Consider the following 24931-nt stretch of genomic DNA (forward strand, 5'->3'; position numbering starts at 1 on the left):
GTTGGTTTTAATTAAATATTTCTCTTGTTAATCGAACATTTTCTTCCAATGAATGATTACTATTAAATACAGCACTTGTTCCTAATACATACATCGTCGCACCATTTTCTTGGCATGTTGGAATGGTACTCTCTCCAATATTGCCGTCTACTTGGATCTCAATTTCCCGGTTATACTGCTTTATCTTCCCATTTAGTTTCGCGATCTTTTCATACATAGAAGGAATAAATTTTTGGCCGGCAAATCCTGGATTTACAGTCATCACTACGACATAATCGATTAAGTCATATACTTGATCAAGGAATTCAAGCGAAGTTCCCGGATTTATCGCTACTCCTGCTTTTATTCCTTTCTCTTTAATTTTCATTAATACACTATGTAGAGCATTGGTTGATTCTTGATGTACAGAAATCATGTCTGCTCCACACTCTGCAAATAAGTCGATATGCCTTTCTGGCTCTTCTACCATTAAATGAATATCTAATGGTGTTGTTGTAAGTCTGCGAACCGTTTTCACAAAGTCTGGTCCTAATGTGAAATTGGGAACAAATTTCCCATCCATAATGTCAATATGATAAAAATCAACACCCGCTTTATCTAACTCTTTTATATTTTGTTCTAAATTTCCTAAGTCTGCACACATCAAAGATGGTCCGATTTTATTCATTAATACTTCCTCCATTAATTGTTGACGAATTTCTTATAACTAACTTTGGCTCCAATTGATATTGCTTCTGCTTATTCTTCGGATTTTTGATTAATTGGATTAATTCATTGACCGCTAATCTGCCAATATCCTCTTTACACTGATCTACAGAGGAAAGAGTTGGATACATATAGGAAGCAAGACTAATATTATCATAGCCTACAATCTTCACTTCACTTGGTACTTTAATGCCAAACTCATGGCATGCACGCATGGCGCCAATAGCCATTGCATCATTTGCACAAAAAATGCTATCAAATGAACGGCCCTTTTCAATGAGAGCCTTTGTATTTTCATATCCACTTGCGGTTCCAAAATCCCCATAACATATATGCGTTTTAACAGGATGCCTCGCCTCGTTTAAAGCAAGCGTGAATCCAGTTAAACGATCAATCGCACTTTTCTCATTTTTAGGTCCGGAGATAAACACAATATTATTACATTTTTCATCTCGAATAAGATGAGTAACAGCCAGCTGTGCACCTAAAGTGTGATCAACAGTTATGGCAGAGTATGGATGTTCAAAATTTGCACGGTCAATTGTAATTGTTCTGATTCCGCGTTTTTCTAATTCTGCTAAGTCACTTGCATCTACATGAAGGGAATTTATAATGGCTCCACTAACATAGTGGTCAATCATGGATTCTAGATAATATTCCACTTTCATGCGATCATCATCACTATTACATAAATACACATTATAACCGTTTTCATTTGCAACCTTTTCAATTTCCCTAACCAACTCAGGAAAAAAGGGATTATTCAATGTTGGTACAAGAAGCGCAATTAAATTGGAGCTTCCTTCCGAAAGACTTTTGGCTATTTTATTTGGTTTATAATTTAATTTCTTTATGACATTTTCTACATGCGTAATTGTTTCAGGCTTCGCGCCACCTTTATTATTAAGAACTCTTGATACAGTAGCAACAGAAACACCTGCTTCTTTCGCAACATCTTTGATTGTTATCATCTTAATCCCTCATTTACGTAACCGATTACTTATTTTCATTTAATCATTCCAAAAAAATAATGTCAACTGAAATTATATATTTTAAAAACTTACCGCTTTTTATCAATCCAGCGAAAAGGCTCTCCTATAAACGAAACCGTTTACTTACCTTTCCATATTATTCTTCCAAAAATGATTTTACTTGAAAAAACTAATTTAAATTAATAGTTGTACCTTTAAAAAAATTCTGTTATATTTTGAGTAACCGTTTACGGAACCGATTACGTAAATTTCATAAAAGGAAGGTAAGCCAAATGTTTCTTGAGAAATTAAATGATGCTTTTAATGGCTTTATTAATTTAGGAGGATCTGCCATGATGTTTATCATCATTACGATTCTTTCTTTAATCGTTGGCGTTTCTATATCGAAAGCAATTGAAGGCGGCCTAAGAATGGCCATTGCCTTAACAGGTATGGGAGCAATTATTTCTTTGCTTACTACTGCTTTTTCACCAGCGCTAAATAGTTTTGTAGAATCTACGGGAGTTGCCTTATCTGTTACGGATTTAGGATGGGCTCCACTCGCTGTGATCACATGGGGATCTGTTTACACACTCTATTTCGCTTTTATATGCCTTTTAGTAAACGTATTCATGTTGATAGCTAAGAAAACAGCAACCTTAAACGTAGATTTATTTAATATTTGGAATCTCTCTGTCATTGGTCTTCTTACTATGTATTATTCTAATGATAATCTAATTTTAACAACATTATTCGTAGCTTTTATTTACGCATTAATGCTTATCAATGCAGATGTAATGAAGCCTACAATCAATGAGCTTTTAGGCTATGACCAAAACAACATTACAACAACCGCTCATCCATCCTTACTAATCGCACCACTTGTTATGGTGTTAAACAAGTTTATCGATATATGCTTACCATTTATTGATAAATTTGACTTTAATGCAGAAGCATTAAATAAAAAAATTGGTTTCTGGGGCAGTAATTTCGCAATTGGTGCCTACTTAGGGATATTCATCGGTATTCTTGGACAATTGTCAGTCGCAGAAATTTTCACCTTAGCCTTTACTGGTGCTGTTGCCCTTGAACTATTTGCTTTAGTTGGCAGCTGGTTCGGCCCAGCTATTGGTCCTTTATCCGAAGGTATTACATCGAAAATGAGTAAGCGTTTTAAAGGTCGGAAATTATTGATAGGAATCGACTGGCCAATCTTAGCGACACGCGCAGAACTATGGGCAGTAGCGAATATTTTAGCACCAATCTTGCTGCTAGTCGCTATCTTTCTTCCCGGCAATACAGTCCTTCCATTAGGAGGAATTCTGCTTACTGTATTAGCCCCAGCTCTTCTAATCGTAACAAAGGGAAGAGTAGTACGCATGACCATTATTGGAACCATTTTAATTCCTTTATTCTTATGGGGAGCAACTTTTATTGCTAAATTCGTGACGGAAACCTCCAAAGCTATGGGGAATTTCCCTAATGGCTTGGATGCAGATTCCCTGTTCTCTTCCGTGGACTCTGATCCAATTGAAAAAATGCTCGCTATTCTATTTGGGAAAGCTGTCGATACTTGGGATATCAAATTAATAGGATTCTCCGTGTTAGCGCTTATCGCTTATATCCTGTTATTCGGCTGGTACTTTAAACAAATGAGAAAAGAAAATGAGAAAATGGAATTGAAACAAAATACAGATAAGAAAGTGTCATAACTAGAAAGTAGGATGTTAACCATAAAGTTTTAAGGTTAACATTCTATTTTTATTTTCACGGAGTGTAAGAAAAAAATCGCCAAAACTACTTTATTCTATCCTTCAGCAGATTCTACCGCTAAAAGAAGTCCTTATCTTCTATTTTTTCAAAATTTTTATTTAAAATACGAACTTTTTAAGTTACAATGTTAATATTGTACGTAAATACCCCGTATAATCCCGGTAATATGGTCTGGGAGTCTCTACAGAGTGGCCCTAAATCACTCTACTATGGACGGAAAATTTCTTTTTCTAGAAACCGTTCTACTTTGCTGAACGGTTTTTTTCTATAGGACATTGCGGGAAATAGTAAAGGAGAAGGAAAATGGAAGATATACTAAAAGACATACTAGCAGCATTAAGTGTTGTATTAAATGGATTGCCCCAAGGGTTACTGGCTCTATCTTTTGGCTTTGCGTCCGTGCCAACCGCACTTGCCTTTCTTGTAGGTGCTGCTGGGAATAGCTTAACAAGCAATGTTGCCGTTATTTCCTTTCAGGCGGAAACCATAACAGTTGCAGGAACAATGGGGAAAAATATGCGCGAACGGCTCTCTTCCATCTTTTTTGGTGCCTTTTTATTAGTTATTATAGGTGTTTTTGGATTGATGGAACAAATCGTTGCCTGGATTGGTCCTGTTATTACAAATGGGATGATGGCTGGTGTTGGTTTTATGCTCGCAAAGGTTGCCTGGGATATGGCAAAAAACGATCGATTGATTGGGGTCACTTCATTCGCTAGTGCCTTATTAACCTATATTATTTCAAAAGACTTAGTATATACCATCACTGTTTCTGTGCTGCTTTCTAGCATTGTCTATCATTTCACTAAAAAAGAATCTGCCACTGTAACAAATATGCTAACAGAAGATAAATTTAAGCTCCAAAAGTTTATTCTCAACCCTTCTGTTATTCGCGGGGCACTCGCTCTTGTTTGTTTGAATATTGGTGCTAATATTGCCTTTGGAAAAATTAATGGAGAAATCGCCGGAGCAAATGTAAATATTGACACGCTAACGATTATTAGTAGTTTAGCAGATATGGTCTCTTCTCTATTTGGTGGAGGACCTGTGGAAATCATTATTTCCGCTACTGCCTCTGCTCCCCATGCAGTATGGGCAGGAGTTCTAACAATGGCCATCATGGCAGCGATCCTGTTCTTCAAACTTTTGCCGAAGATTGGAAAATATGTACCTAGTTCATCCATTGCCGGTTTCCTTTTCGTCTTAGGGGCGATTGTGACATTACCAGGCAATGCAACAGCTGCACTAACTGGTACAGAAGCTAGTTCCCCTATTGTTGGAGCCATTACTATCATCGTAACAGCCATTGCCGATCCATTTTTAGGGTTATTAGCTGGCGTTGTGATGGAATTTTTACTAGGACTCTTTGGAGTTTAAGAAAAAGGAGAATTTATGATGGAGACTTATTCACTTACTGTTGCTGGAGTAAAAAGAGAGTTACCGATTATCCCTATTTCAAATGATTTAAAGATTGCAAGCTTTGTTATTTTAGGCGATACAGAAATCGTCGTTGCAGCCGCTTCCCTCTTAGCTGAGCAATTGAAAGACATCGATTATTTAGTAACAGCTGAGGCAAAAGGAATTCCCCTCGTCCATGAATTATCGAAACAACTAAACATGCCAGAATATGTCGTTGCTCGAAAAAGTGTAAAACCCTACATGGACGAACCACTAATCAATCAAGTCGTGTCCATTACCACACAAAAAGAACAATTACTCTGTTTAGATGGAAAAGACGCCGCCAAGATTAAAGGAAAACGCATTGCCATAATTGATGATGTCATTAGCACTGGAGAGTCAATACGAGTATTAGAAGAACTAGTTACCAAAGCAGGAGGAATCGTTGTTTCCAAAGCTGCCATTCTTGCTGAAGGAGATGCTGCAGAAAGAGATGATATCGTTTATTTAGAGAAGTTGCCTGTGTTTTGATAGGTTGGGATACAGAGGATGGTTTTGTGAGGGATTAAAAAAATCGTGTAGGAAAAACAGCCATTGGAACAAACATTGTTCTAATGGCTCTTCATTATTTTATTCACTTTAAAAACAACGCCGAAACTTCTACAATACTCCCCAAAAAAAGAAATCAGGAGGAACCGTCCCGCTAAATAATGGAATACCCTAGTTCTTGTATGTCTTTATTAAACATTTTTACTGTATCGAGGGATATAGTTTTTAGGTCTCTTCCTACGTTTGCTAGTTTATTAAGGATGTCTGGGGAGCAGGTGATGATTGAGCAGCCACATGCGTCTGCTTGCATGATGTTTAATAGCTCTCTCGAACTGGCCCATAATAGCTCTGTTCCTTCTTTTTTACTGCATATTTTGGCAGCTTCTTTCATAGTGGGGATAGGATCGATTCCTGAATCTGCAATTCTGCCGGCGAATACGGAAACAATATTCTTTGTTCCAGATTTGAAGGCTTGAACCGTTTCTTCGACTTGGTCTAGTGTTAAAATGGCTGTAATGTTTAATTGCATTCCTTTACTGGATAGTTTTTGAATTAATGGAATAGAAGATTCCCCAATCGAATTCGTAATTGGTATTTTAATATAGACATTTTCTCCCCAGCTATTTATCTTTTCTGCTTCTTTTTCCATGATGGCAAAGTCATCGGAAAATACTTCAAAAGATATTGGCAAATCTGGTATATGGCGAAGTGCTTCGACTGCAAATGCTTCATAGTCTTGAATACCGGCTTTTTTCATTAGACTTGGATTTGTCGTAAATCCATGGATGATTCCACTTTTATATGCTTCTAACATATCAGCTAATACTGCTCCATCTGCATAGATTTTGACGTTTAATTGATCGATTAATTTATCCATTCTGCTTCACTCCTACATATTGGTATCTTCATCGACATGATTGATCGTAACAGTTTTCGTTTTAATGAAGTTTGGAATAATTAAAATGAGTACTAGCAAAAAGACAATCGCGTAGATGCCAGCTGTGGTAAATAGGTTTCCTGCTTGCCCAAGAAGTATCCCAATTAGAGCAAAATCCACATCACCGAACGTAGAATTGGCAAAGCCTAAATCTCCTAATACAGGGAGAAGTAATGCAGGTAAGAAGGTTAGTGCCAACCCATTTACAAAAGAACCAAGCATTGCTCCTTTTCTTCCGCCTGTTGCATTTCCATAGACGCCAGCCGTAGCTCCACAGAAAAAATGAGGAACGAGCCCTGGAATAATTAATACACCGCCAGCAAATCCAAGAATGAGCATTCCAATAATTCCTCCTGCAAAGCTACAGATGAAGCCAATGATTACCGCTGTTTGTGCATATGGGAAGAAGACGGCACAATCTACTGCTGGAACTGCATTTGGGATTATCCTTGTAGCAATTCCTTGGAAGGACGGAATAAGGTCTGCAAGAATCATCCGCACCCCGTTATAAACGATCGTTACACCAATGGCAAATTTCAAAGCACTCATAATAGCAAATAAATAAGGGGACACCCCGTCCGATAGCGTGTTAACAAATTCTGAACCAGCTGCGATTGCTGCTATAAGATAAATAACACACATCGTTAGTGCCGTAGATAAGGTTGTATTTCTTAAAAAGGACCATTGCTCCGGAATATTAATTTTCTCCGTACTATCCTTTGGACTTCCCACAAACTTTCCAACCCATGCAGACAGATAGTATCCGATGCTCCCAAAATGGCCCATCGCAATATCATCCCCATCCGTAACTTTTAATGTATATTTCTGCCCGATTGCTGGGGAAATCGCACTCCATGCGCCTAAAATAAAGCCACCGATCATAACGAGTAATGCTCCTGATAAACCAGATGCACCTAGCACTGCGGATAACAAGCAAGCCATGAAAAAGCTATGGTGACCGGTTAGAAATACATATTTGTACTTTGTAAACCTTGCTATGACGATATTAAGAATGAGACCTAGTAATAAAATCGACATCGTTTCTACACCAAGCATTTTTTGAGCGGTAGCAACTACTGCTTCATTATTGGGAACAACCCCTTGGATGTTAAACCCTTTTTCTATCATTGCTCCCAATGGCTCCAGATTAGCAACAATAAAGGATGCACCTGCACTCAGCATAATATAACCGAGAATAGGACCAAGTGTACCGGTTAAAACTTTATGAAATGGTTTCCGCAATGCAACAAGGCCAATGAATGCAATTAACCCTATTAAAAGTGCTGGCTCTGAGAGAATATCCTTAAGAAATTCTAAAACATTTGTTAATAAGCCCATTTTAAAGCCCCCTCAACCGTATGTTATTTTTTATTAGAAGCAACCTCTTGCAACACTTCCTGGACATCCGCTTTAATTTTCTTCTTATTTATATAGCTCCTTACCACACAAACTCTTTGCGCCGTGCTATCAAATTGTTTTGCTAATTCATCAATCGTCACGACTAAGTCACAGTTTCTTCCCTTGGCTCCATTAAAGTCAGATGATTCGACCTGTGCTGGAATTCCCAATTCTGCACAAATTTCTTCTATCTTCATTTTCAACATTAAACTACTGCCAATCCCATTTCCGCAAACGGTTACAATTGTAATCATTGTTAAACATCTCCTTTATAATTCACTATAGCTTTGAATAAGCTCGAGAAATGATTCAGTTGCTGTCATTTCTATCATTTGGTCGATATTCTCCTCTTCCTCTAATAATTCTGTTAGCTGACTTAATGCTTTTAAGTGCGAATGATTATCTACAGCAGCCAATACAAAAATCAAGTGAACATTTTTCTCTGGATCATCTGGTGAAAAAGAAATAGGTTCGTGCAATTTAAGTAGACTCATGCCTAATTTTTTCACCCCTTCTTCTGGTCTCGCATGTGGAATCGCTACATTTGGTGCGAGAACAACATAAGAGCCCAGCTTTTCAATATTGGTAATCATTGCATCGATATAGCGTGGTTCTATCGCTTGTATGTCAAGCAATGGTGACGAAGCAACGCGAATTGCCTCCTGCCAACTATCTACCTTATCTTTTATTTGAATCAATTCTCGTTTTAACAGATCACTTATCACTGGTTTGTACCCCCTAAACTGAGCAGCAGTATGCCCCATTACTAAATCACAAAGTGCTTCATAGAGTCCATTTTCATTATGGATGGTCGTAAAAGGCTTGATGACTTCCATTATTTGATTAACGCTGACTCCTTTTAAATCCTTTTTCCTGAGAACACGAAAATCAAATTCCTGAAGAATACGCGCTTTATCTAACGCTGTTAAAATAGGATTAACCATAATAATTGGTTTTGTTGTTTGAAAAGGAATGGTTGAAAACAACAAATCAAATTCATCTTCCCTTTGATAGTCATAGTCACTTAGGGAATAAATAGCTAGTATTTCTACCTCTGGCAAAAGCTTTTCTATCTGGTATTTGAGCATATTAGATGTCCCCATTCCATTCGGGCAAACAATGACTGCCTTTTTACGCAGATCCACTTGAATATTTGCCGCATCCACATAGGAACCAAAATGCAAGGTAATATAACCTACCTCCTCCTCCGAAATGGAACGGTTTACGAATTCCTCTAATGGCTTGAGCGCCTTTTTTACTAACACAAACAAATCCGGAAATTCTTCCTTTATTTGCTTTAATAATGGATTGACGATTGGAATATGAAATAACATTCGATAGTAAGCCGGTCTAATATGATAATAAAGGGAGTGAGCTAACTCCTTCTGATTGGAAATCGACACACAGGCTAGCAGTTCGAATTCTTGAATGATTACTTGTGTCAACGCAAATAATTGCCTTTCCATTAAGAATGAAGCTTCGTTTAGATGGCTATCCTTGCATTGCAATCCTATCAGAACGCTTGTTATATAAAGGTGTTCATCAGTCTCCTTTGAAATGCCAAGTTTGGTGACTTTTTCAGAAATAACCTTATACTCGTTTAAGTTCGCAATGATTTCTCTCCTATCATCTGGATAGAAAATACTGCCTCCTTTTTGTATTCTCAATAGAAGAAAAAGCAGAAAGACGATTACTTCTTGGACCTTTTCTTCAACGTATTTAATGCCAAGCTGTTTTTCCATTTCTGCTATAATAGCAGCAATCTTTTTGTGACTATGTTCATAAGCCCCTTGGCCATTTTCTTGATTGTATAAGTCCTTTAATAGCTCAGATCCTTCCTCATAACGTATAAATTCTGAAATGCAAAGCATCATGAGAAACCTTATATTACCTTCCTCCCCAACCAATTCGTAACCATGCCTTCTTGTATACTTAATAATTACATGATATTGTTCAGCGAGCTTAGATGCTTCTTTAATAGAAGTAAGGACCGTATTTTTGCTGACCTTAAGAAGATCAATGAAGTGATTCACAGACACATATTCTGTATTCGTAAATATTTTTAATAGAATTAACCCTTTTCTTTCCGTTGGTGAAGCAATATAAGTATTTGTCTTTACGACCGGTATCTTTCCTTCTTCCTGTTCCTTCCATTGATTAGGAAAGATTAACCCTTTTGAACGATCATTTTTAATAGGGGGCATCCCCTGATCTATTAACCAATTATTGATTTTCTTCACATCATACGTAATTTGCCGCCGCGTACACCCTAACTCCTTTTCCAATCTCTTGATTCTTTGAGGACCATAATTTTTTAATACCTGTAATAAAGCAGCCGCCCTCTGATCCAACATCTTCCTACCTCCTTCTACGTACAGTATAAAATATTCCAACGAAAGAAAGCGTATTCATTTGGTCCGAATTGTGGCTAGCTCGTTTGAACAAGATTGGATTGATTTTGGGGTCTATTGTTTTTTACTTATATGGAAGGTCCTAATTCTAATTAAGAGGGAGTATAGCAAGCAGACAGTGAGGAGTTTGAGCCACTATTTACGGATATCTGAGCCAGGAAGTGCGGGGGAAAAGCTACTGTTATTAAAAATACAAAGTAATTAAAGAGCCATTAGAACAATATTCGTTCCAATGGCCGCTTGTATTATCTGAATCTTTATGCATAAGATACCTTGTTATACGATTTTTAACTTCTGTGAGAATTATATAGATACGCTTAATCCATGAGGTTCCTTCATCAAAAATCCGCCATAAACCAGGGCTTTATAGGAGTCGTGAACAATTAGATCAAGAAATATTTGCGCCTGTACTAGTTTTGATTGCCCTACTTCTAGAGAAAACTGAGAATAGAAAATAGTTGATGCTTTTTTTAATAGATTGGAATGTAGGGAACGGTTTTTGTGAAGGATTTACCTCTTAGAATGCCATCCTCTGCTCCCTCCTACCTGAGTCCATCAATAAATGTAGCAGAGGAATTTCTTTATGTTTACAGATTATCAGCCTGCTATTTAGTAAACTGGGTCTCGAACTCTATTGAAATCTGCGTTTCCTTAACATTTTCTAAATGAATAGCTAATTTCTTAATATTATTATTTTGTTTTTGGTTTTCACCAAGCGAACTAGATAATGGTTTAGCATCCATTACTGAGAATTTAGCATTAGAAGGGTTCTTTATTGTTACTGTAATGAATTTTTCACCCATTACCAATATAGCTGTTTTTCGATCTACACTTAGACCAATATTTGCTCGAGTATGCATAAACCAATAAATTTCTGATGGAGTACTTAATGTAATATTATCCTCTATAAGTATGTCATTTCTATCATTAATCAAAGATGCTCTTCTTTGGATAGATTTTGCATTTTTATACGCATCTGTCATATCAATAAGGGTACTAGCCTCATTTTTCTTTGAAGTAAAGTCTATTATTTTTCCTTTTGCAAAAATATTTTGATCTGGACCTTCATCTGGATTTATCACTAGTGTATTTTGACCCTCTGCTCTTTTCCTATAATAATTCCAGCGCTTGCTTTTCTTATCAAAGTAGCCTGGAAGATTATAATTATCCATACCAAGATCAATAGCCCATCTCTCACCTAATGCATCAATTACAAATGTCCCTATATCTAAATCGCCATGACTAGCTTGATTATCACCAGCATGTATGCCTACAAAAGATGACTTTGAATCCCATGAACTTCTCATAGTTACAATACCAGCACTACCATTGAACATTTTGTCTAATGGAAGGGGATAATTTTTTTCTTCTTTTGGTCTGTACCAAATCATATTTAGAGGACTATATGTTTTTAGCACACTATCTGCCAATTCCGGCTTATTAAATTTATTAGAAAACCAAAATAATTGTGGTGATTTAATAAAGTTATCTTCTTGAGAATCACCTATATTAAATGCGCCATTATTTCCTTTGGTATAGATTGCATAATATCCAGTATTGGCTATTCCTTTTACTTTGGAAAACTCATAATCTGTACCTAAAGAAGTTTCTAAAGAGGAGAAAAGCAATGCCAAATATTTTGTTGCATAATTCCAATATCCAGGTCCTTCTTCCGTTCCTCCATCGTCACCATACGACATTAAAGAAGTTTTTAATGAAGAAAGAGACTTTTGAATAATTTCACCAGTAATTCTTTCGGTAAATGGTGATTCATCTGCGATTGCCAAGGCACTAATTAATATACCGCTATTAGAAACTGTATTCCAATTATTACTTCCATCTCTCCAAAAAGTAGGTATTTGAGCTTGACTATTTTGATCATTATATACTATAAGTGCTGGATTAAGTGCCTTTTTAAGTATGGACTGTTTTAGAATATCCTTTTGGTTCTGATTTAAATAATCATAAAGCCAATCAAAACCAATTCCTACTGCCGCAGCCATCTCAGCTGTATCTAAAAAATGTGCAGGGTTCCAATCATAGAACCTATTTCGATCAGATACTCGCTCCAACTCTTTCCAAGCTCTTTCAGCATATAACTTATTACCACTCAACCTATACATTAAAGACAATGTTAGGGTTCTGTCTAAGACAGTTCTACTAATTGGCAGTAATCTCACACCATCTGATTTTTCATATGTCACCACAGGCTTTTCTAATAAATTATTAGCATTTATTGTCAGCTCTTTATACCAACGCTTTAAATTTGAATCAGTTTTTAGAGATTCTTTTATTTTTTCAAAATCTTCACTTGTTGCTAATAGTCTGGGATGCTTTTTATTAGGAGATACTCTCTTTAGGTCATTTATAATCACTTGTGCTGCTGGTTCCTTTAAAGAAGAAATATTATTTTTTCCTTTATATTCAACATTATTCTGTTGTGAGCTATCCCTATGGATGGTTACACTACTAAAAAAAATAATAAGAATTAATACAAAATATGAAAATTTCTTTTTTATTTTCATCCCAAACCTCCCATTCATTTTATATTATTTCTATATTTGTTGATTAACTCAAAATAATTACTCTCACATTTAAACGTTAAATATTTACTTTTATTTCCCAGTATTAGTCTTATTTAATAAAAATAAAATACTCCTACCTATATTGGTAAAGAGTATTTTATAATTTTATTTCTAATCTCTACTAAATAAATCCCTCGTATAAACCTTGTCTTCAACATCTGCTAAATCGCTAGATAATCTATTGGCAACAATCACATCAGAAATTTCTTTAAATTGATCGAAATCATTAATCACTCTTGAATTATAGAAAGTCTCTTCCTGCAATGCTGGTTCATAAACAACCACTTCAATACCTTTTGCTTTAATACGTTTCATGACACCTTGTATGGCTGATTGTCTAAAGTTGTCTGAATCCATTTTCATTGTTAAGCGATAAATACCAACAACTTTTGGATTCTTTTTGATAATCATTTCTGCAATATGATCTTTTCTTGTTCTATTAGCATCAACAATTGCTGTCATAATATTATTAGGAACATCTGCATAGTTAGCTAGTAGCTGCTTTGTATCTTTTGGTAAACAGTAACCGCCATAACCAAAGGAAGGGTTATTATAATGGGTTCCGATTCTTGGATCTAGGCCTACACCATCAATAATTTGCTTTGAATCTAAACCTCTTACTTCAGCATAAGAATCGAGTTCGTTAAAGAATGCAACTCTCATCGCTAAATATGTATTAGCGAATAATTTAATAGCTTCTGCTTCAGTAGAATTTGTGAATAAAACATCTATATTCTCTTTAATTGCACCTTGGACTAACATATTAGCAAACACCTTTGCTCTTTCTGATTGTTCTCCCAATACAATTCGAGATGGATACAAGTTGTCATATAGTGCTTTACCTTCTCTTAAAAACTCTGGTGAAAAGATAATATTATCCGTTTCAAACTTTTCTTTAATCTTCTCTGTGTATCCAACAGGAACAGTTGACTTGATAACCATAATAGCTTCTGGATTAATGGATAATACATTCGCAATTACGGCTTCAACCGTTCTTGTATTAAAATAGTTTTTTTCCGGATCATAGTTAGTTGGAGTAGATATAATTACATATTCTGCGTCTTTAAATGCAGCATAATTATCTGTTGTTGCTGTCAAATTTAAATCCTTTGTCGCTAAATATTCCTCAATTTCATTATCAATTATCGGTGACTTCTTATTATTGATCAAATCCACCTTTTCTTGAATAATATCAAGTGCTATAACTTCATTATGTTGAGCTAGAAGAATAGCATTAGACAATCCAACATAGCCAGTGCCTGCAACTGTTATTTTCATTTAATTATATCTCTCCCTTGATAAACTAGTATTCAAATAAAAAACAAAAATTTTTTAAGCGTATACTGCTTCTCGAAATATGCCTGATATTCTCCACAAATAATTTGCTCTCATCAATCCTGTTACTAACATTTTCTAACCTAACCATATTCTTCTCTAGCAAGCCTTTGGCGGGTTTTCTTCACTTGTAAACTAGTAATTAATTAGTATTATTCCTGTTTCTTTCAATAAAAATTAAGAAAAGAAACTATAGCGAAAGTTCATTTTCCCTTCTCTTTATCTAATTTGTTTGTTGTCTTTTTGAGAAGCCCGATATCTAATTTTATAAAACCTAACCAGTTTGAACTTCAGTAAACTTCAACTCTGATAGAGCATGAATTTCATGTTTCACTCACTTTGTCAGAAGATGAACAAATCATCTACTTAAACGTGAGTAATACTATCGTTCTTCATCTCTTTAAATACTCTTTTAATATATTATTTACCCTCATCATCAGGTAGACAAATTCCACTTTCTGTTTTCGATACAAGCTCAGAAACATACGTTCTTTAAACGTCCAACTATCAAACTGAACTCCCTTTACTGCCTCCAGGAACTCCTGATCTTGCATGACCTCACGAATCTTCTCCAAAGCTTGCCTCTTCTGATTCCAATTGGAAAAATGCAGTACAGTACGACGAACTACTTCATTACCATAATGGAAATATAGTTCATTCTTATGCCCGACTTCAGTTCCTGCAAGGTTACAGGCGGACATGTACGATTTTTTCAGTTCATTCCAAAAGTCCGACCTATAGGAGTGACTCGCACTTTCACTATATACCACGTACAGATAAGGGGACTCTGCTGCCAACACTTCAAATTTCTTAACTACTCTAAAACAAGAAAAACAGAAAATACAGTCCTCTGCAAACCTCATATTCATTGGAAAAGCAAGCTCATTATCAAGCAAAAATTTTCGCGAAAATAGGTATTGATATACCTTCCCGCCAAAATATGTTGCTTTATAGTTTTTAGAGAAAGGCTCATCGTAAAGCCTTTCACAAAGTAACCTTGCATCAGCCTCGTTATAGCAACCTGGTTCGAGCGGTAATGGTACTTTCCTCACTATTTTTTGGTTCATAACAGCATATGCAAACATGTAAATCTCTTTATCAAAGCCTACACTGTTCAAGATCTTACTGTACTGTTCGGGGAGCACTAAATCATCAGCATCCACAAATGCAATATAGTTACCAGTTGACTTTCGAATACCGGTATTTCTAGCTGCCGATACCCCACTATTTTTCTGTGAGACTACCATAAGACGATGATCTATAATAGTCTTCAGTTTTTCTAGTGTCAAATCTGTAGAGCCATCATCTACCACAATCACTTCAATCTCCTCATATGGAATCTGAAGAATCCTTGTGACACAATCCAATATATACTTCTGTGCGTTATATGCCGGAATAATAAAAGATACTTTTTCCTTTTTCATTGCATCACCTTCTTATTTCTTCTTGCCTCAGTATTTTTTGAAAATTTGTATAAACATAATAAGCCTTATATAGTCCCTAATCATTACTATTTCAATAACGTAACAACCGTTTTTCCAAGGCTAATTTACCCTTTGTCATTTTGTCAAATAGCTGAAGACTTTGACGAAATTCTATCTGTTTATGATATGCCAGATAGAAAATGACATTGGGAATTATACAACAAAGTATCCCGCGAGTAACAAGCGTAGTAAAATCTGAAAATTGTAGCAAACTAGAAGGGATATAAGTCAAAATACACGCCAAAATTGTTACAATGACATATCGAAAAAGTTTTCTTAAATAAGGCCACATATCGCTTTTATCAAATAACTCGCTAAAAATATTGTGTAGTAGCCAAGGCATACCTATCAACAATGTAGCTAATACAGTGGATAAAATTATTCCATATATTCCCCAAAATTGAACCATAATCAAATTCATTATCAAATTTGCCAAAGCTGTTACTAAAGGACGGAATCTATCCTTATTCCAAATTCCTCCTGCATCCTTAAATAAATTTAGGAGTTGATTTATTTCGTATATGAAGTAATAAATACAAAAATAAATTACAGCAATAAAAGAAAGCTCATATCTTTCTCCAACCCAAAGTTTCATAATTGGCTGATACAAACATAACAAGCAAACTGTACAGAATCCGGAAATCCATACAATAATCAATGTGAATTTTTTCAGGTCCTCTACGTTTTTCTCCTTTGTTTCCTTAATCAAACTATTACCAATACCTGCAGTACATGAATTAAATACAATAGTGACTAAGGCAATTAAAGAAGATAGAATGTAATAGTAATTTTGATAAACAGCTAACATGGTAAGACCTAAAAATGCAGATATCACAATTGTATCTACAGAGTTCAGAATTACCGCACCGACCTTTGATGTAAACAAGTCTCTTATCCTTTTGTTAATCTGACTAATTACTGTTTTTTCGAGTCTACCTTTCGCACGATAATTAGGATACATTTTCGTAGCAACAACGGCAGTTAAAATATTGGTCATCGCCTGTGTAAAAAGTGCAACGATTAAATACCAGTAATAATTTTGTAAAATAAACAAAACTAACAATTGTAAACCGTACTGAAAAGTGTTTGTAAACAGTTGTACCTTGCTTATCACATCATTTCGTTGATGTGCATTTAACAAGCTATTTTTATAGGCAAATAGCCAATAAGAAAGTACAGTTGCTCCTAGGTTTAATAGATATAGAATATAAACATTCAATCCACCAGGTACCTCACCACTAATCAAGCTCGGTATAAAAGGTAAAATTATCAAGCCTACAACCGCAATAATACACCCAATCACACGGTAATATATTTGATATAAGCGTAGCAATGCACTGATGGTTTTTTCATCATCTTCTGCAATGGGTTTATACATACTAAAAACCATGGCAGATCCTATTCCCAGCTCTACTAAATTCAACACTTGAAGAATCGACGTGAACAGACTATTCAAACCAAGATACTCAATACCCATCCAATAAATCATTGCTGTACGCATTAAAAACGGTACAATAATTTGATATATCTTCAAAATACCGCCAAAGATGATATTACGTGTTGCATTTTTTGTGCGTTCTATTTTCACTTGTAAAATCCCCCTCAATTACGTTTCATGTGAATTGAAAAAATTCATTATCAATACAATCAACATAATTGTAATGGTTAATACATATTAGTTAACATATATAAAGAATGATAAATATATCATTCTGTTCAGTAATATTTCCATAAATACTATTAAATTTAATTCCAGATATCTTTTGGAAAAACAGCAATCAATTGTTCCTGCATTTCCGATAGGTTCGGTAGTTCCATTGCCTGCATTTTAAGAGCTTCATCTAGCGTTTCAGCCATTTTAACTGAAGTTCTTCCTGTTGAGAAGTACCAGTCATAAAACTTTATAATTTCCTGATCCATTCCCTTTTTTAAAAAAATAGCCGGAACTCCATAGGCCTCTGCCAAAATAATACCATGCAAAGTAGACGAAATAACAAGCTCTGATGCAACTACATCGTTCAAAAAAGACTTATGATCGTATGTTTCTATATTGATATAATTCAAATCATCTCGTCGGTTTCCATCTTTTCCATTCTGAGACATATGGTATATCACCGAAATCGGGTATTTTTTTTCTACATTTTCTGGCTTATAGATTAAAGGCAGCAATATACCTGGATCTCCATATACCTCCGGGCATTCATATCCGATGCCTTGCAAGAACCATCTCGTTATTGGTCCCCTAACTGCACGGATATCATATTTTCTATTTTTTTTTTGTTTTACCACTGCTTCCATACTACTGACACTATGGATTCCACTTCCCCAAACTGTAGCATCAAAACCACCCATGCCAATCAATGAGCCAACAGTTAATAAATGCTTCGTACCATTTACCTTTTGTTCTTTGTCCAAGCCGTAATAATCAAGCATCCAATCATATATCACAATTGCCAATCCATCACCTAAATTGGGCTTTTTATTCCACCACTCTAGGTTAACTTTATTTTTTTGCGATTTCTTATATCCAATAGACAGCTCATTTCTCATTAAAAATCTTTTTATCCTAGACACATATAGTCCTCCATCACATATTTTTTTTGAATGGTATTCCTAATAAAATGTAAAAAGCAAAACCAAAAGCACTAAACACCAAAGTTGAAGACGTAACGCCAACTATTAACAATGAAATAATACCAGCAATTAACACCGCTTCATGCCGCTGATACGTACCATTTTTTCTTTTTGTTGCACTTATAACCATCGCAACATAAAGAAGTAGCCCCACTACTCCAGTAGACACCAAAATGCTAAGTACCATATTATGGGCAGAGGTTGCGAACACATTTCCTGTTATCTCTACATATTTTTCTGCATATAAATAACCCACTCCATATATCGGGCTGGAAGAAATCACATTTAAACAACTTTCCCAAATGAATGTCCTCGTTGTTAGCGTCGGACTTTTTCCTAAAATATTCACAACAAAATACTGCATAATAGGTGACCGATCTATTAATATGGTAAAAGTAACGAGCAGTCCATAAAGTGGAATAAAAACTTTATAATTTAAAATTTTATATATAATTTTTTCGCTTCCCTTTATTATTTTACTAAGGTTAAAAAAAATAAAAAACCCACCTATCAATAGGATACCAACATTGGCTGCTGTTGATTTAGAGTGATACAAACATATTGCCGAAATTATAATGGCAAGATAACTCTCTATATTAATTTTTTTATTTTTCACTTCTGACAAGTATGCAGTAATGATGCATAGTGGTAAACTATAAACTAATCTTGCCGTCTTATACCCTAAAAACCAGTTTTCAGTGTATAGGTCATCGCTATATAATCCACTTGGGTATAATATCATTGATAATGCATCGGCAATAATAATTACCCATAGAGTATTTTTCCATATTCTCAAAATTGGAATAATACTTTTCTGGTAGGAATCGATACAAAGCGAAATTAAGAATGGAATAGATAACAATCTAAACGCATACCCAACATTTCCATAACCAAATTGTGTACATAATAAAGAAAATAAAATAAATACACTTAGCCATTTAAATGTAGTTGTGTATTTATGTCTAATAAAAAAATTTCTTATGACAAGTCCTATAATCGCAACAATTCTTATCCAAAAAAGGATTTGAGTCATTTCACTAAAAATGGAATTTAAAAAGGTAATATTTATACAACTAATAAGGATTACTAAACTTATTAAATCCGTTGAGGTAATCTTCTTTATTCTAAAGTTCATTATTTTCCCTCACCAAAATTAAGGCTTGCTATTCAAACCCCATATTATAAATCAATATAAACTTAACACGATTTCGTTATCCAGAAAAGTCTATATATGTAATTATTTCACAAAGCGAGATGTATCATTTTGTAAAATAGCAAACAGTTCCGGATAATGTCTCATAATTTTTTCAATAGCAATATCGTTATTTCCGCCTTGCACATTTTGCGATTGTAACGAAGAAGAAGGCTGTCCAACCACCCAAACTGGGCAAAGTCCCCTTTGCTCCGGCTCCGATACCATGGCGCGTGTACCTTGTTTCACAGCCATAAATTTTAGCCAAAGATCATCAACCGATGGAGCTAGCGACATAAGCAATTCTTCCGAAAACAAATCTTTATATAATACACCAGGTGGATAGAGGATGCCCCCCTCTCCGATTGGTAAAATTCGATAACTAGGCTGCTCAACTTTTTCTGGTAGCATTGTTCTCCACTTTACATAAGGGGCAAGTCGATCCCCTTCCACTGCAATCCAACGTGCTTGATTGCAAATCACTGTATTGGGATACTTTTTATGCATTCTTAACAATTTTTCAACCGTATTTTCCGGATAGATAACGTCATCATCGACTGTAATTACAATAGCATCTGGATTTTCAAGCATGGAATAATAATATTTTTTGTGCGACCTTAAATCGTTACAAAATCTAACCTCTAAGCCATATTGCATATATTGTTGGATTTCTTGCGGAATATCTTCTTCTGGATACTGTTCTTCTGCAAGCCATAGAATAAACCGATCGACCGGCACACTCTGATTCAGAAGTGACTTAATCGTCCATCCGACTATGTTATTACGCCCTGGATAGGTCGTCATTGACAGAATGATTTTTTTTTCGCCTTTACTTTTTCCTATGCAATTTTTAATTGGCTGTTTGCGAAGTAGTAAATTTTCCGAAACCATAACGAATCTATTTAATATCCAATTTAATCCCTTGATCCTTTTGTTATAGGGCAGTTTGTATTTATGAATATCCTGTATTTTCATGTATCCTCCCACTATCTTCTAAAGAAGCTTTGGATGCAACACTATCTACCAGAAAGCTTAATCGCACTTTGACAATAATCTTATATGAGCAAAACGACGCGAAAAAAAGCTGTAGCAGTTTTCTTAGGCTAGATTTTCATGCGTCTATTACAACAAATTGTGAGCATCCTTTTCTTCCGTTGCGCAGGTCGCTGCGCAATTTGATTTATTCCCAAGTGTATCCACTTGCTATCTAAAATCCTTACGATTTAGTGTTATTCTTAAAAATAACTTTTGAATTTTCATTTTTTCATAAATAACGCTAATGTATCCTAAAAAACGAAATTCTTTTCACTAATTTTATTAGTCAGTTTCTTGTTTATAAAATTGGTTATTCTTTAAAAAATTTTTTAATCTACTAATCTTAATGTCTGATAGTTTAATTAATATATGTTTATTTCTAAGCAATTTAATAAAAATTCCTAAGCTATAAGATAAACCAAACTTATACCTTACAAGTGCCATTCCAGTAAGTCTTATGGCAGAATTCCTTATATTTTTATATTCTTTAGTACTTAGCTTTTCTCTGAAAAAATTATTTTTTCTTATATATACATCCAAAATATCCGAAAATTTTTCTTTACTCATCGCACTAGTTATACTTTTGGAATTAAAGTCCCAACTATAAATTGTATTTGAATCAACTGTAAATGAAGTTGAATAATAATCACATTTTAAACTAAACATAACATCATTACTGCTTAACGTTGAATCAAAAGTAATATTATGTTTTTTAATCATTTCTGCTCTAAATAATTTTGACCAAACCACTTGTATTTGATATTTTATTTTACTACTATCCCTAGTTTCCAAATATTCTTCGATTGGTTTGGAATAAGAAAGGTGTCTAGTTGTTATATTACCATTTTCATCTTGAGATGTAGGTGGAAAATAAACTATATCAAAATCTGCTGTTAAATACGGTTCTATAAACTTATAGAAATTATCAGTAAAATGATCATCACTGTCTGCGAACAAAATCCATGGAGAAGTAGCCTTTTGAATCCCGATATTTCTACAAACACCGGCACCTTTTTTATTTGTTTGGTTTTCATACAAAGATATATTTAAAGGAAATTGCTTCACAATTCTTTTTAAGTTTTCTATTTCTGTAACACTACTCTTATCATCAACAATAATAATTTCAAAATTATCCTTTTCTTTCACCATTAGTGAATTAAGGAGCTTTCCTATCCTATCACTTGAATTAAAATGTGGTATTACAATAGATATCAACGAATTCATTTTTAGCCCCTACTAGCATAATTTTTTATAATATAAGAGTTTATTATCTATTACTTTTAATACTATTCGAAAGTAATAGTTGCAAAAAATATCCTTTTTTACCTGATGGAAAGTAAAGATATACTATTCATTTATTTTATATAAATAGTATAATCTTCAATACTTTTTCTATCAGAGGCGGGAACAATTGTCTCTTCTTTAAAGTCACCAATTGCAATAAATAATATTAGTTGTTCAGAATCGTCAACTTCTATTAACTTTCTTATATCCTTTTCATCCCTAGAATTCATCATCGCGTTTAACGGGACAGCAGCTAAGCCTTCGTGTTCTAAGCCATAAATCACTGACATTGAAAATAGGCCACCATCAACAAAAGCCTCATTTCTTTCTACAGGGCTCAAAAATGTACTATTAGAAACACTTATTGCCAAAACCACCTCAGGCAATTTGGGATATCCTTTAAACCCTCTTTGCAAATATAGTAAATTTTTCATTTTTTCTTTATTAGTTACAACGTAAACTTTCCATCCTTGTCTATTACAAACAGAGGGAGTTTTTCCAGCATTCTTTATTGCATTATTCACTTTATTTATATCTATAGGTTGTCCAGAAAACTCTCTAATACTATATCGATTTTGAGCTAATGAATAAAAATCCTTATTATGATTTTGCTTTTTTTCCTCTCGATAAATAGTTTTAGTTCCTGCTTCTCTAAATACTTGATTGTAATCTTCCAAAAAAGTGCTATCTATAATTTCACTCAAAAAACTCACATCAAAATTCTTACTCTCGTGAAATTTTTTATACCGCAGTATAATAGAACGCCCTTGTCTATAAGGAAAACTATCCTGAGAATAGCCACTTTTTGTATAAACCACTAAAGCATCATTAAGAACAGAAAGAGCCTTTTTACCAAATCCTAATCGAATATTTTCATTACGAGACAATCCTTTTTCAATCGCATGAACATTGTATATTATTCTCGAACATAATTGTTCATATGAACAATCATAAATTGAAAAGGAGGCTGTTTTCGAAAATCTTCTTATATCTTTACCTGCTAAATAACGAAGACGAATCTTTTGCAAAAATTTCTTTCCATATTCCTTCAATTTATTTGTATTAGTTTTCATATATACTCCTCTTCTTATCAAAAGTACAACTATATATTAGATTTCAAATAATTTATCGCCTTTTCTCTCTCTAGGTTTAGTTTTTTATTGACACTATCATAATCAATTTCATTAGATAATATTGAGGACAAGCCATCTAATGATAAGTTATCTGAACGTTGAGAATCAAGACCAAATAAACCTAATAAATAACCTAGCTTTTCTTCGTTACCATAACTGTTTCCAACACTTTTTCTAATTATTGTACAAAATTGTTTATTATTTATAATTGAAAATATTGTTCCATGAAAAGTATCAGTAACAATGGACTCAGCATCACGAAAATAAGCTAAAACTTCAAACGGGTCACAATCAATAAATTTATCACAACAATCTTGGACGCCGCCTATACATATTACCTTAGCACCTTTATTTCTAGCATATTCCTTAATCATTTTATTTTCTTCACTAGTAAGCCTGCCAGAATATCCATAAACTATAATATATTTATCTTTAAATAGACGATTTTTGGGAATTTTCGATTCTAATTTCATATAATCATATGCTAAAACAGGATCTACATTTACTGAAGGATTATTGCCAGTGAGTTTTTCTATTACACTGCGAGAGTTTTCATCTCTAACGGAGATTTGAGCAAATGCCTGAAAATCTTCCTTTAACATTTCACCAATTGAATATTCATTTATTTTTTCATATGTTGTATTACCAAAAGACCCTGCATACGAAATGACTTTCTTTGCTTCAGAATTATGTCCAAAAAGATCTCTAGAAAATCCAACATTACTATTTGATTGCACACAATTGAATACCTCATCACTACCAATAACTTGTACATCAACATTATAATTATAATTAGGTTGTTCAGTTAAACCGAGAAGCGGAAAAAAACGGTTAGCATATGTTCTTTTGTGATTAAAAAAGCGAATCTTATCTATCAATTTAGCATTAACTTGATTATATTCTTTAATTTTACTAATCTTTCTACTGAAACTATTTTTCCTATCAGCAATATCAGTTTTAATTAAAGGATCTCCCGGACGATAATCTAGAAATTGCACCTCAATATTCTGATCAGACATTTCTATTAGCCGCTTTAAGGCATAACCCTGTAAGAATGATCCATAATTATAGATTCTTTGCATTGACATAATTCCTACTGTTTTCATTCACTTGCTCCTCATTAAATCTTTAATAATTATTTTGAATTGATCGATAAATTGTGTATTATTTGATACAAAATCCTCATTGGTATCCGAGAAATTTTTAATAGTTTCAGATAAGTCTTTTATATCATCAACCAAATATATTCCATAACCACGCTCTTGGATTCTCTTTGCAAAATCAAATTGATGATTATTTACATGTTCATCAAACTCAAATTTCCTAGGCACTACAATCGGGGATTTATGCTTTTCTAAAACACTTAAAAAGCTTGCTGGACCTCCATGGGTAATTACTATACGAGATTTTTCAATGTAATTCGTCATTTCATCAAAACTTACAAACTTTGTCCACTGACAGTGCTTTGGCTCGTAATCTGAATAACCTGTTTGAATAAAGACTTCATCATCAATTCTTCCATTTGCTTTTAATTGATCAATTTCCATAATTAACCTGTTAAATTGTTGCTCATGTGTTCCAACTGTTACAAATATCATCTAGAAAATACCTCCTAAATTTATTGCTTTAGGATATACCTTCTTCATTTCTTCCCATTGAACAATAAATTTGTCAGAAACAGGATATACTAATTTTCCAGTAAGGGTTGGTGAATCAATTCTATCAAATACCTCTATATACACTGTTTTACAACCAAATAACTTTCCTAGATAAAAAAAAGGCACAGCAACAGCGGCACCAGAGGAAATAATAATATCTGGTCTTTCCTTTTTTAAGATTTTATAAGCTAAAATTGTATTTCTAATTGTGTTTTTCACATTACGATTGGTTGGGTAGTAACATGGGTACATTTTTTCATTTTTTAAGATACTTTTAGCATCACTCTTATCGAAGGTAACCCAAAATCTTTCTTCATTTTCCCAAAAAGGTTTTAACATATGAAGATGCGTTAAATGACCTCCACTTGAACCAACTAAACAAACTTTCATAATATTATTCCTCACTAATTACCCTATTTATTTTAAAACAATAATAATTATTAACTATT

General features: G+C 34.2%; 21 protein-coding genes and 1 riboswitch. Of the genes, 3 read left to right on the top strand and 18 right to left on the bottom strand.

Annotation, left to right across the window (positions count from 1 at the left end; all coding sequences use genetic code 11):
• Window positions 1–7: 7 nt before the first annotated feature.
• A complete protein-coding gene (gene rpe / locus C2I06_RS15930; RefSeq protein ID WP_123258409.1) occupies window positions 8–667 on the bottom strand; it encodes a ribulose-phosphate 3-epimerase in 660 nt (219 codons plus the stop codon).
• The gene (locus C2I06_RS15935) at window positions 660–1676 is read right to left on the bottom strand and encodes a LacI family DNA-binding transcriptional regulator (RefSeq protein ID WP_095332715.1); all 1017 of its coding nucleotides are present in this window, start codon (window positions 1674–1676) and stop codon (window positions 660–662) included. Before C2I06_RS15935 ends, rpe begins: the two co-directional genes overlap by 8 nt.
• A gap of 293 nt (window positions 1677–1969) precedes the next feature.
• Here C2I06_RS15935 and C2I06_RS15940 point away from each other — a divergent pair, with 293 nt between their 5' ends.
• The 3 genes from C2I06_RS15940 (at window position 1970) to C2I06_RS15950 (ending at window position 5378) form a co-directional block, all read left to right on the top strand.
• Window positions 1970–3388: a PTS transporter subunit IIC gene (locus tag C2I06_RS15940; protein ID WP_123258410.1), complete on the top strand. Its 1419-nt coding sequence runs from the start codon at window positions 1970–1972 to the stop codon at window positions 3386–3388.
• A gap of 189 nt (window positions 3389–3577) precedes the next feature.
• Window positions 3578–3679: riboswitch (purine riboswitch) on the top strand.
• A gap of 73 nt (window positions 3680–3752) precedes the next feature.
• A complete protein-coding gene (locus tag C2I06_RS15945; RefSeq protein ID WP_047941938.1) occupies window positions 3753–4826 on the top strand; it encodes a solute carrier family 23 protein in 1074 nt (357 codons plus the stop codon).
• A gap of 18 nt (window positions 4827–4844) precedes the next feature.
• On the top strand, window positions 4845–5378 hold the full coding sequence (locus C2I06_RS15950) for a phosphoribosyltransferase family protein (protein WP_206427975.1): 534 nt from the start codon (window positions 4845–4847) through the stop codon (window positions 5376–5378).
• A gap of 172 nt (window positions 5379–5550) precedes the next feature.
• On the opposite strand, the gene C2I06_RS15955 is transcribed toward C2I06_RS15950, so the two are convergent.
• From C2I06_RS15955 to pssD, 16 genes are all read right to left on the bottom strand, one after another.
• Entirely contained in the window at window positions 5551–6261 is a 711-nt protein-coding gene (locus C2I06_RS15955; RefSeq protein ID WP_206428001.1) for a transaldolase, read from the bottom strand.
• Between the two features lie 24 nt (window positions 6262–6285).
• Window positions 6286–7671, bottom strand: a complete 1386-nt coding sequence (locus C2I06_RS15960; protein ID WP_123258413.1) for a PTS ascorbate transporter subunit IIC — start codon at window positions 7669–7671, stop codon at window positions 6286–6288.
• A gap of 23 nt (window positions 7672–7694) precedes the next feature.
• Window positions 7695–7985 (bottom strand): PTS sugar transporter subunit IIB, encoded by a 291-nt coding sequence (locus C2I06_RS15965; RefSeq protein WP_095332703.1) that lies wholly within the window; start codon window positions 7983–7985, stop codon window positions 7695–7697.
• Window positions 7986–8000: 15 nt separating this feature from the next.
• The gene (locus C2I06_RS15970; RefSeq protein WP_123258414.1) at window positions 8001–10085 is read right to left on the bottom strand and encodes a BglG family transcription antiterminator; all 2085 of its coding nucleotides are present in this window, start codon (window positions 10083–10085) and stop codon (window positions 8001–8003) included.
• Window positions 10086–10747: 662 nt separating this feature from the next.
• Window positions 10748–12667, bottom strand: coding sequence for a heparinase II/III domain-containing protein (locus tag C2I06_RS15975; protein WP_164463723.1), 1920 nt, complete (start codon window positions 12665–12667; stop codon window positions 10748–10750).
• 171 nt (window positions 12668–12838) lie between these two features.
• The gene (locus tag C2I06_RS15980) at window positions 12839–14005 is read right to left on the bottom strand and encodes a nucleotide sugar dehydrogenase (protein WP_123258416.1); all 1167 of its coding nucleotides are present in this window, start codon (window positions 14003–14005) and stop codon (window positions 12839–12841) included.
• Between the two features lie 449 nt (window positions 14006–14454).
• Window positions 14455–15486 carry a glycosyltransferase gene (locus C2I06_RS15985; RefSeq protein ID WP_123258417.1) on the bottom strand — a complete coding sequence of 344 codons (1032 nt, stop codon included), beginning with the start codon at window positions 15484–15486 and terminating at the stop codon, window positions 14455–14457.
• A gap of 91 nt (window positions 15487–15577) precedes the next feature.
• Entirely contained in the window at window positions 15578–17134 is a 1557-nt protein-coding gene (locus C2I06_RS15990) for a lipopolysaccharide biosynthesis protein (RefSeq protein ID WP_176474240.1), read from the bottom strand.
• 158 nt (window positions 17135–17292) lie between these two features.
• Window positions 17293–18120: a polysaccharide pyruvyl transferase family protein gene (locus tag C2I06_RS15995; RefSeq protein WP_095332685.1), complete on the bottom strand. Its 828-nt coding sequence runs from the start codon at window positions 18118–18120 to the stop codon at window positions 17293–17295.
• 13 nt (window positions 18121–18133) lie between these two features.
• The gene (locus C2I06_RS16000) at window positions 18134–19315 is read right to left on the bottom strand and encodes an O-antigen ligase family protein (RefSeq protein ID WP_123258418.1); all 1182 of its coding nucleotides are present in this window, start codon (window positions 19313–19315) and stop codon (window positions 18134–18136) included.
• Between the two features lie 102 nt (window positions 19316–19417).
• Window positions 19418–20347, bottom strand: coding sequence for a glycosyltransferase family 2 protein (locus C2I06_RS16005; protein ID WP_123258419.1), 930 nt, complete (start codon window positions 20345–20347; stop codon window positions 19418–19420).
• A 342-nt stretch (window positions 20348–20689) separates the two neighbouring features.
• Window positions 20690–21631 (bottom strand): glycosyltransferase family 2 protein, encoded by a 942-nt coding sequence (locus C2I06_RS16010; RefSeq protein ID WP_123258420.1) that lies wholly within the window; start codon window positions 21629–21631, stop codon window positions 20690–20692.
• A 131-nt stretch (window positions 21632–21762) separates the two neighbouring features.
• Window positions 21763–22764 (bottom strand): nitroreductase family protein, encoded by a 1002-nt coding sequence (locus C2I06_RS16015; protein WP_123258421.1) that lies wholly within the window; start codon window positions 22762–22764, stop codon window positions 21763–21765.
• A 29-nt stretch (window positions 22765–22793) separates the two neighbouring features.
• A complete protein-coding gene (locus C2I06_RS16020) occupies window positions 22794–23930 on the bottom strand; it encodes a polysaccharide pyruvyl transferase family protein (RefSeq protein WP_123258422.1) in 1137 nt (378 codons plus the stop codon).
• Entirely contained in the window at window positions 23931–24422 is a 492-nt protein-coding gene (gene pssE / locus C2I06_RS16025) for a PssE/Cps14G family polysaccharide biosynthesis glycosyltransferase (protein WP_095332675.1), read from the bottom strand.
• Window positions 24423–24872, bottom strand: coding sequence for a PssD/Cps14F family polysaccharide biosynthesis glycosyltransferase (gene pssD, locus C2I06_RS16030; RefSeq protein WP_123258423.1), 450 nt, complete (start codon window positions 24870–24872; stop codon window positions 24423–24425). It abuts the gene before it with no gap.
• Between the last annotated feature and the right edge of the window lie 59 nt (window positions 24873–24931).

It is taken from the genome of Niallia circulans (genome assembly GCF_003726095.1).
Taxonomy (GTDB): domain Bacteria; phylum Bacillota; class Bacilli; order Bacillales; family Cytobacillaceae; genus Niallia; species Niallia circulans_A.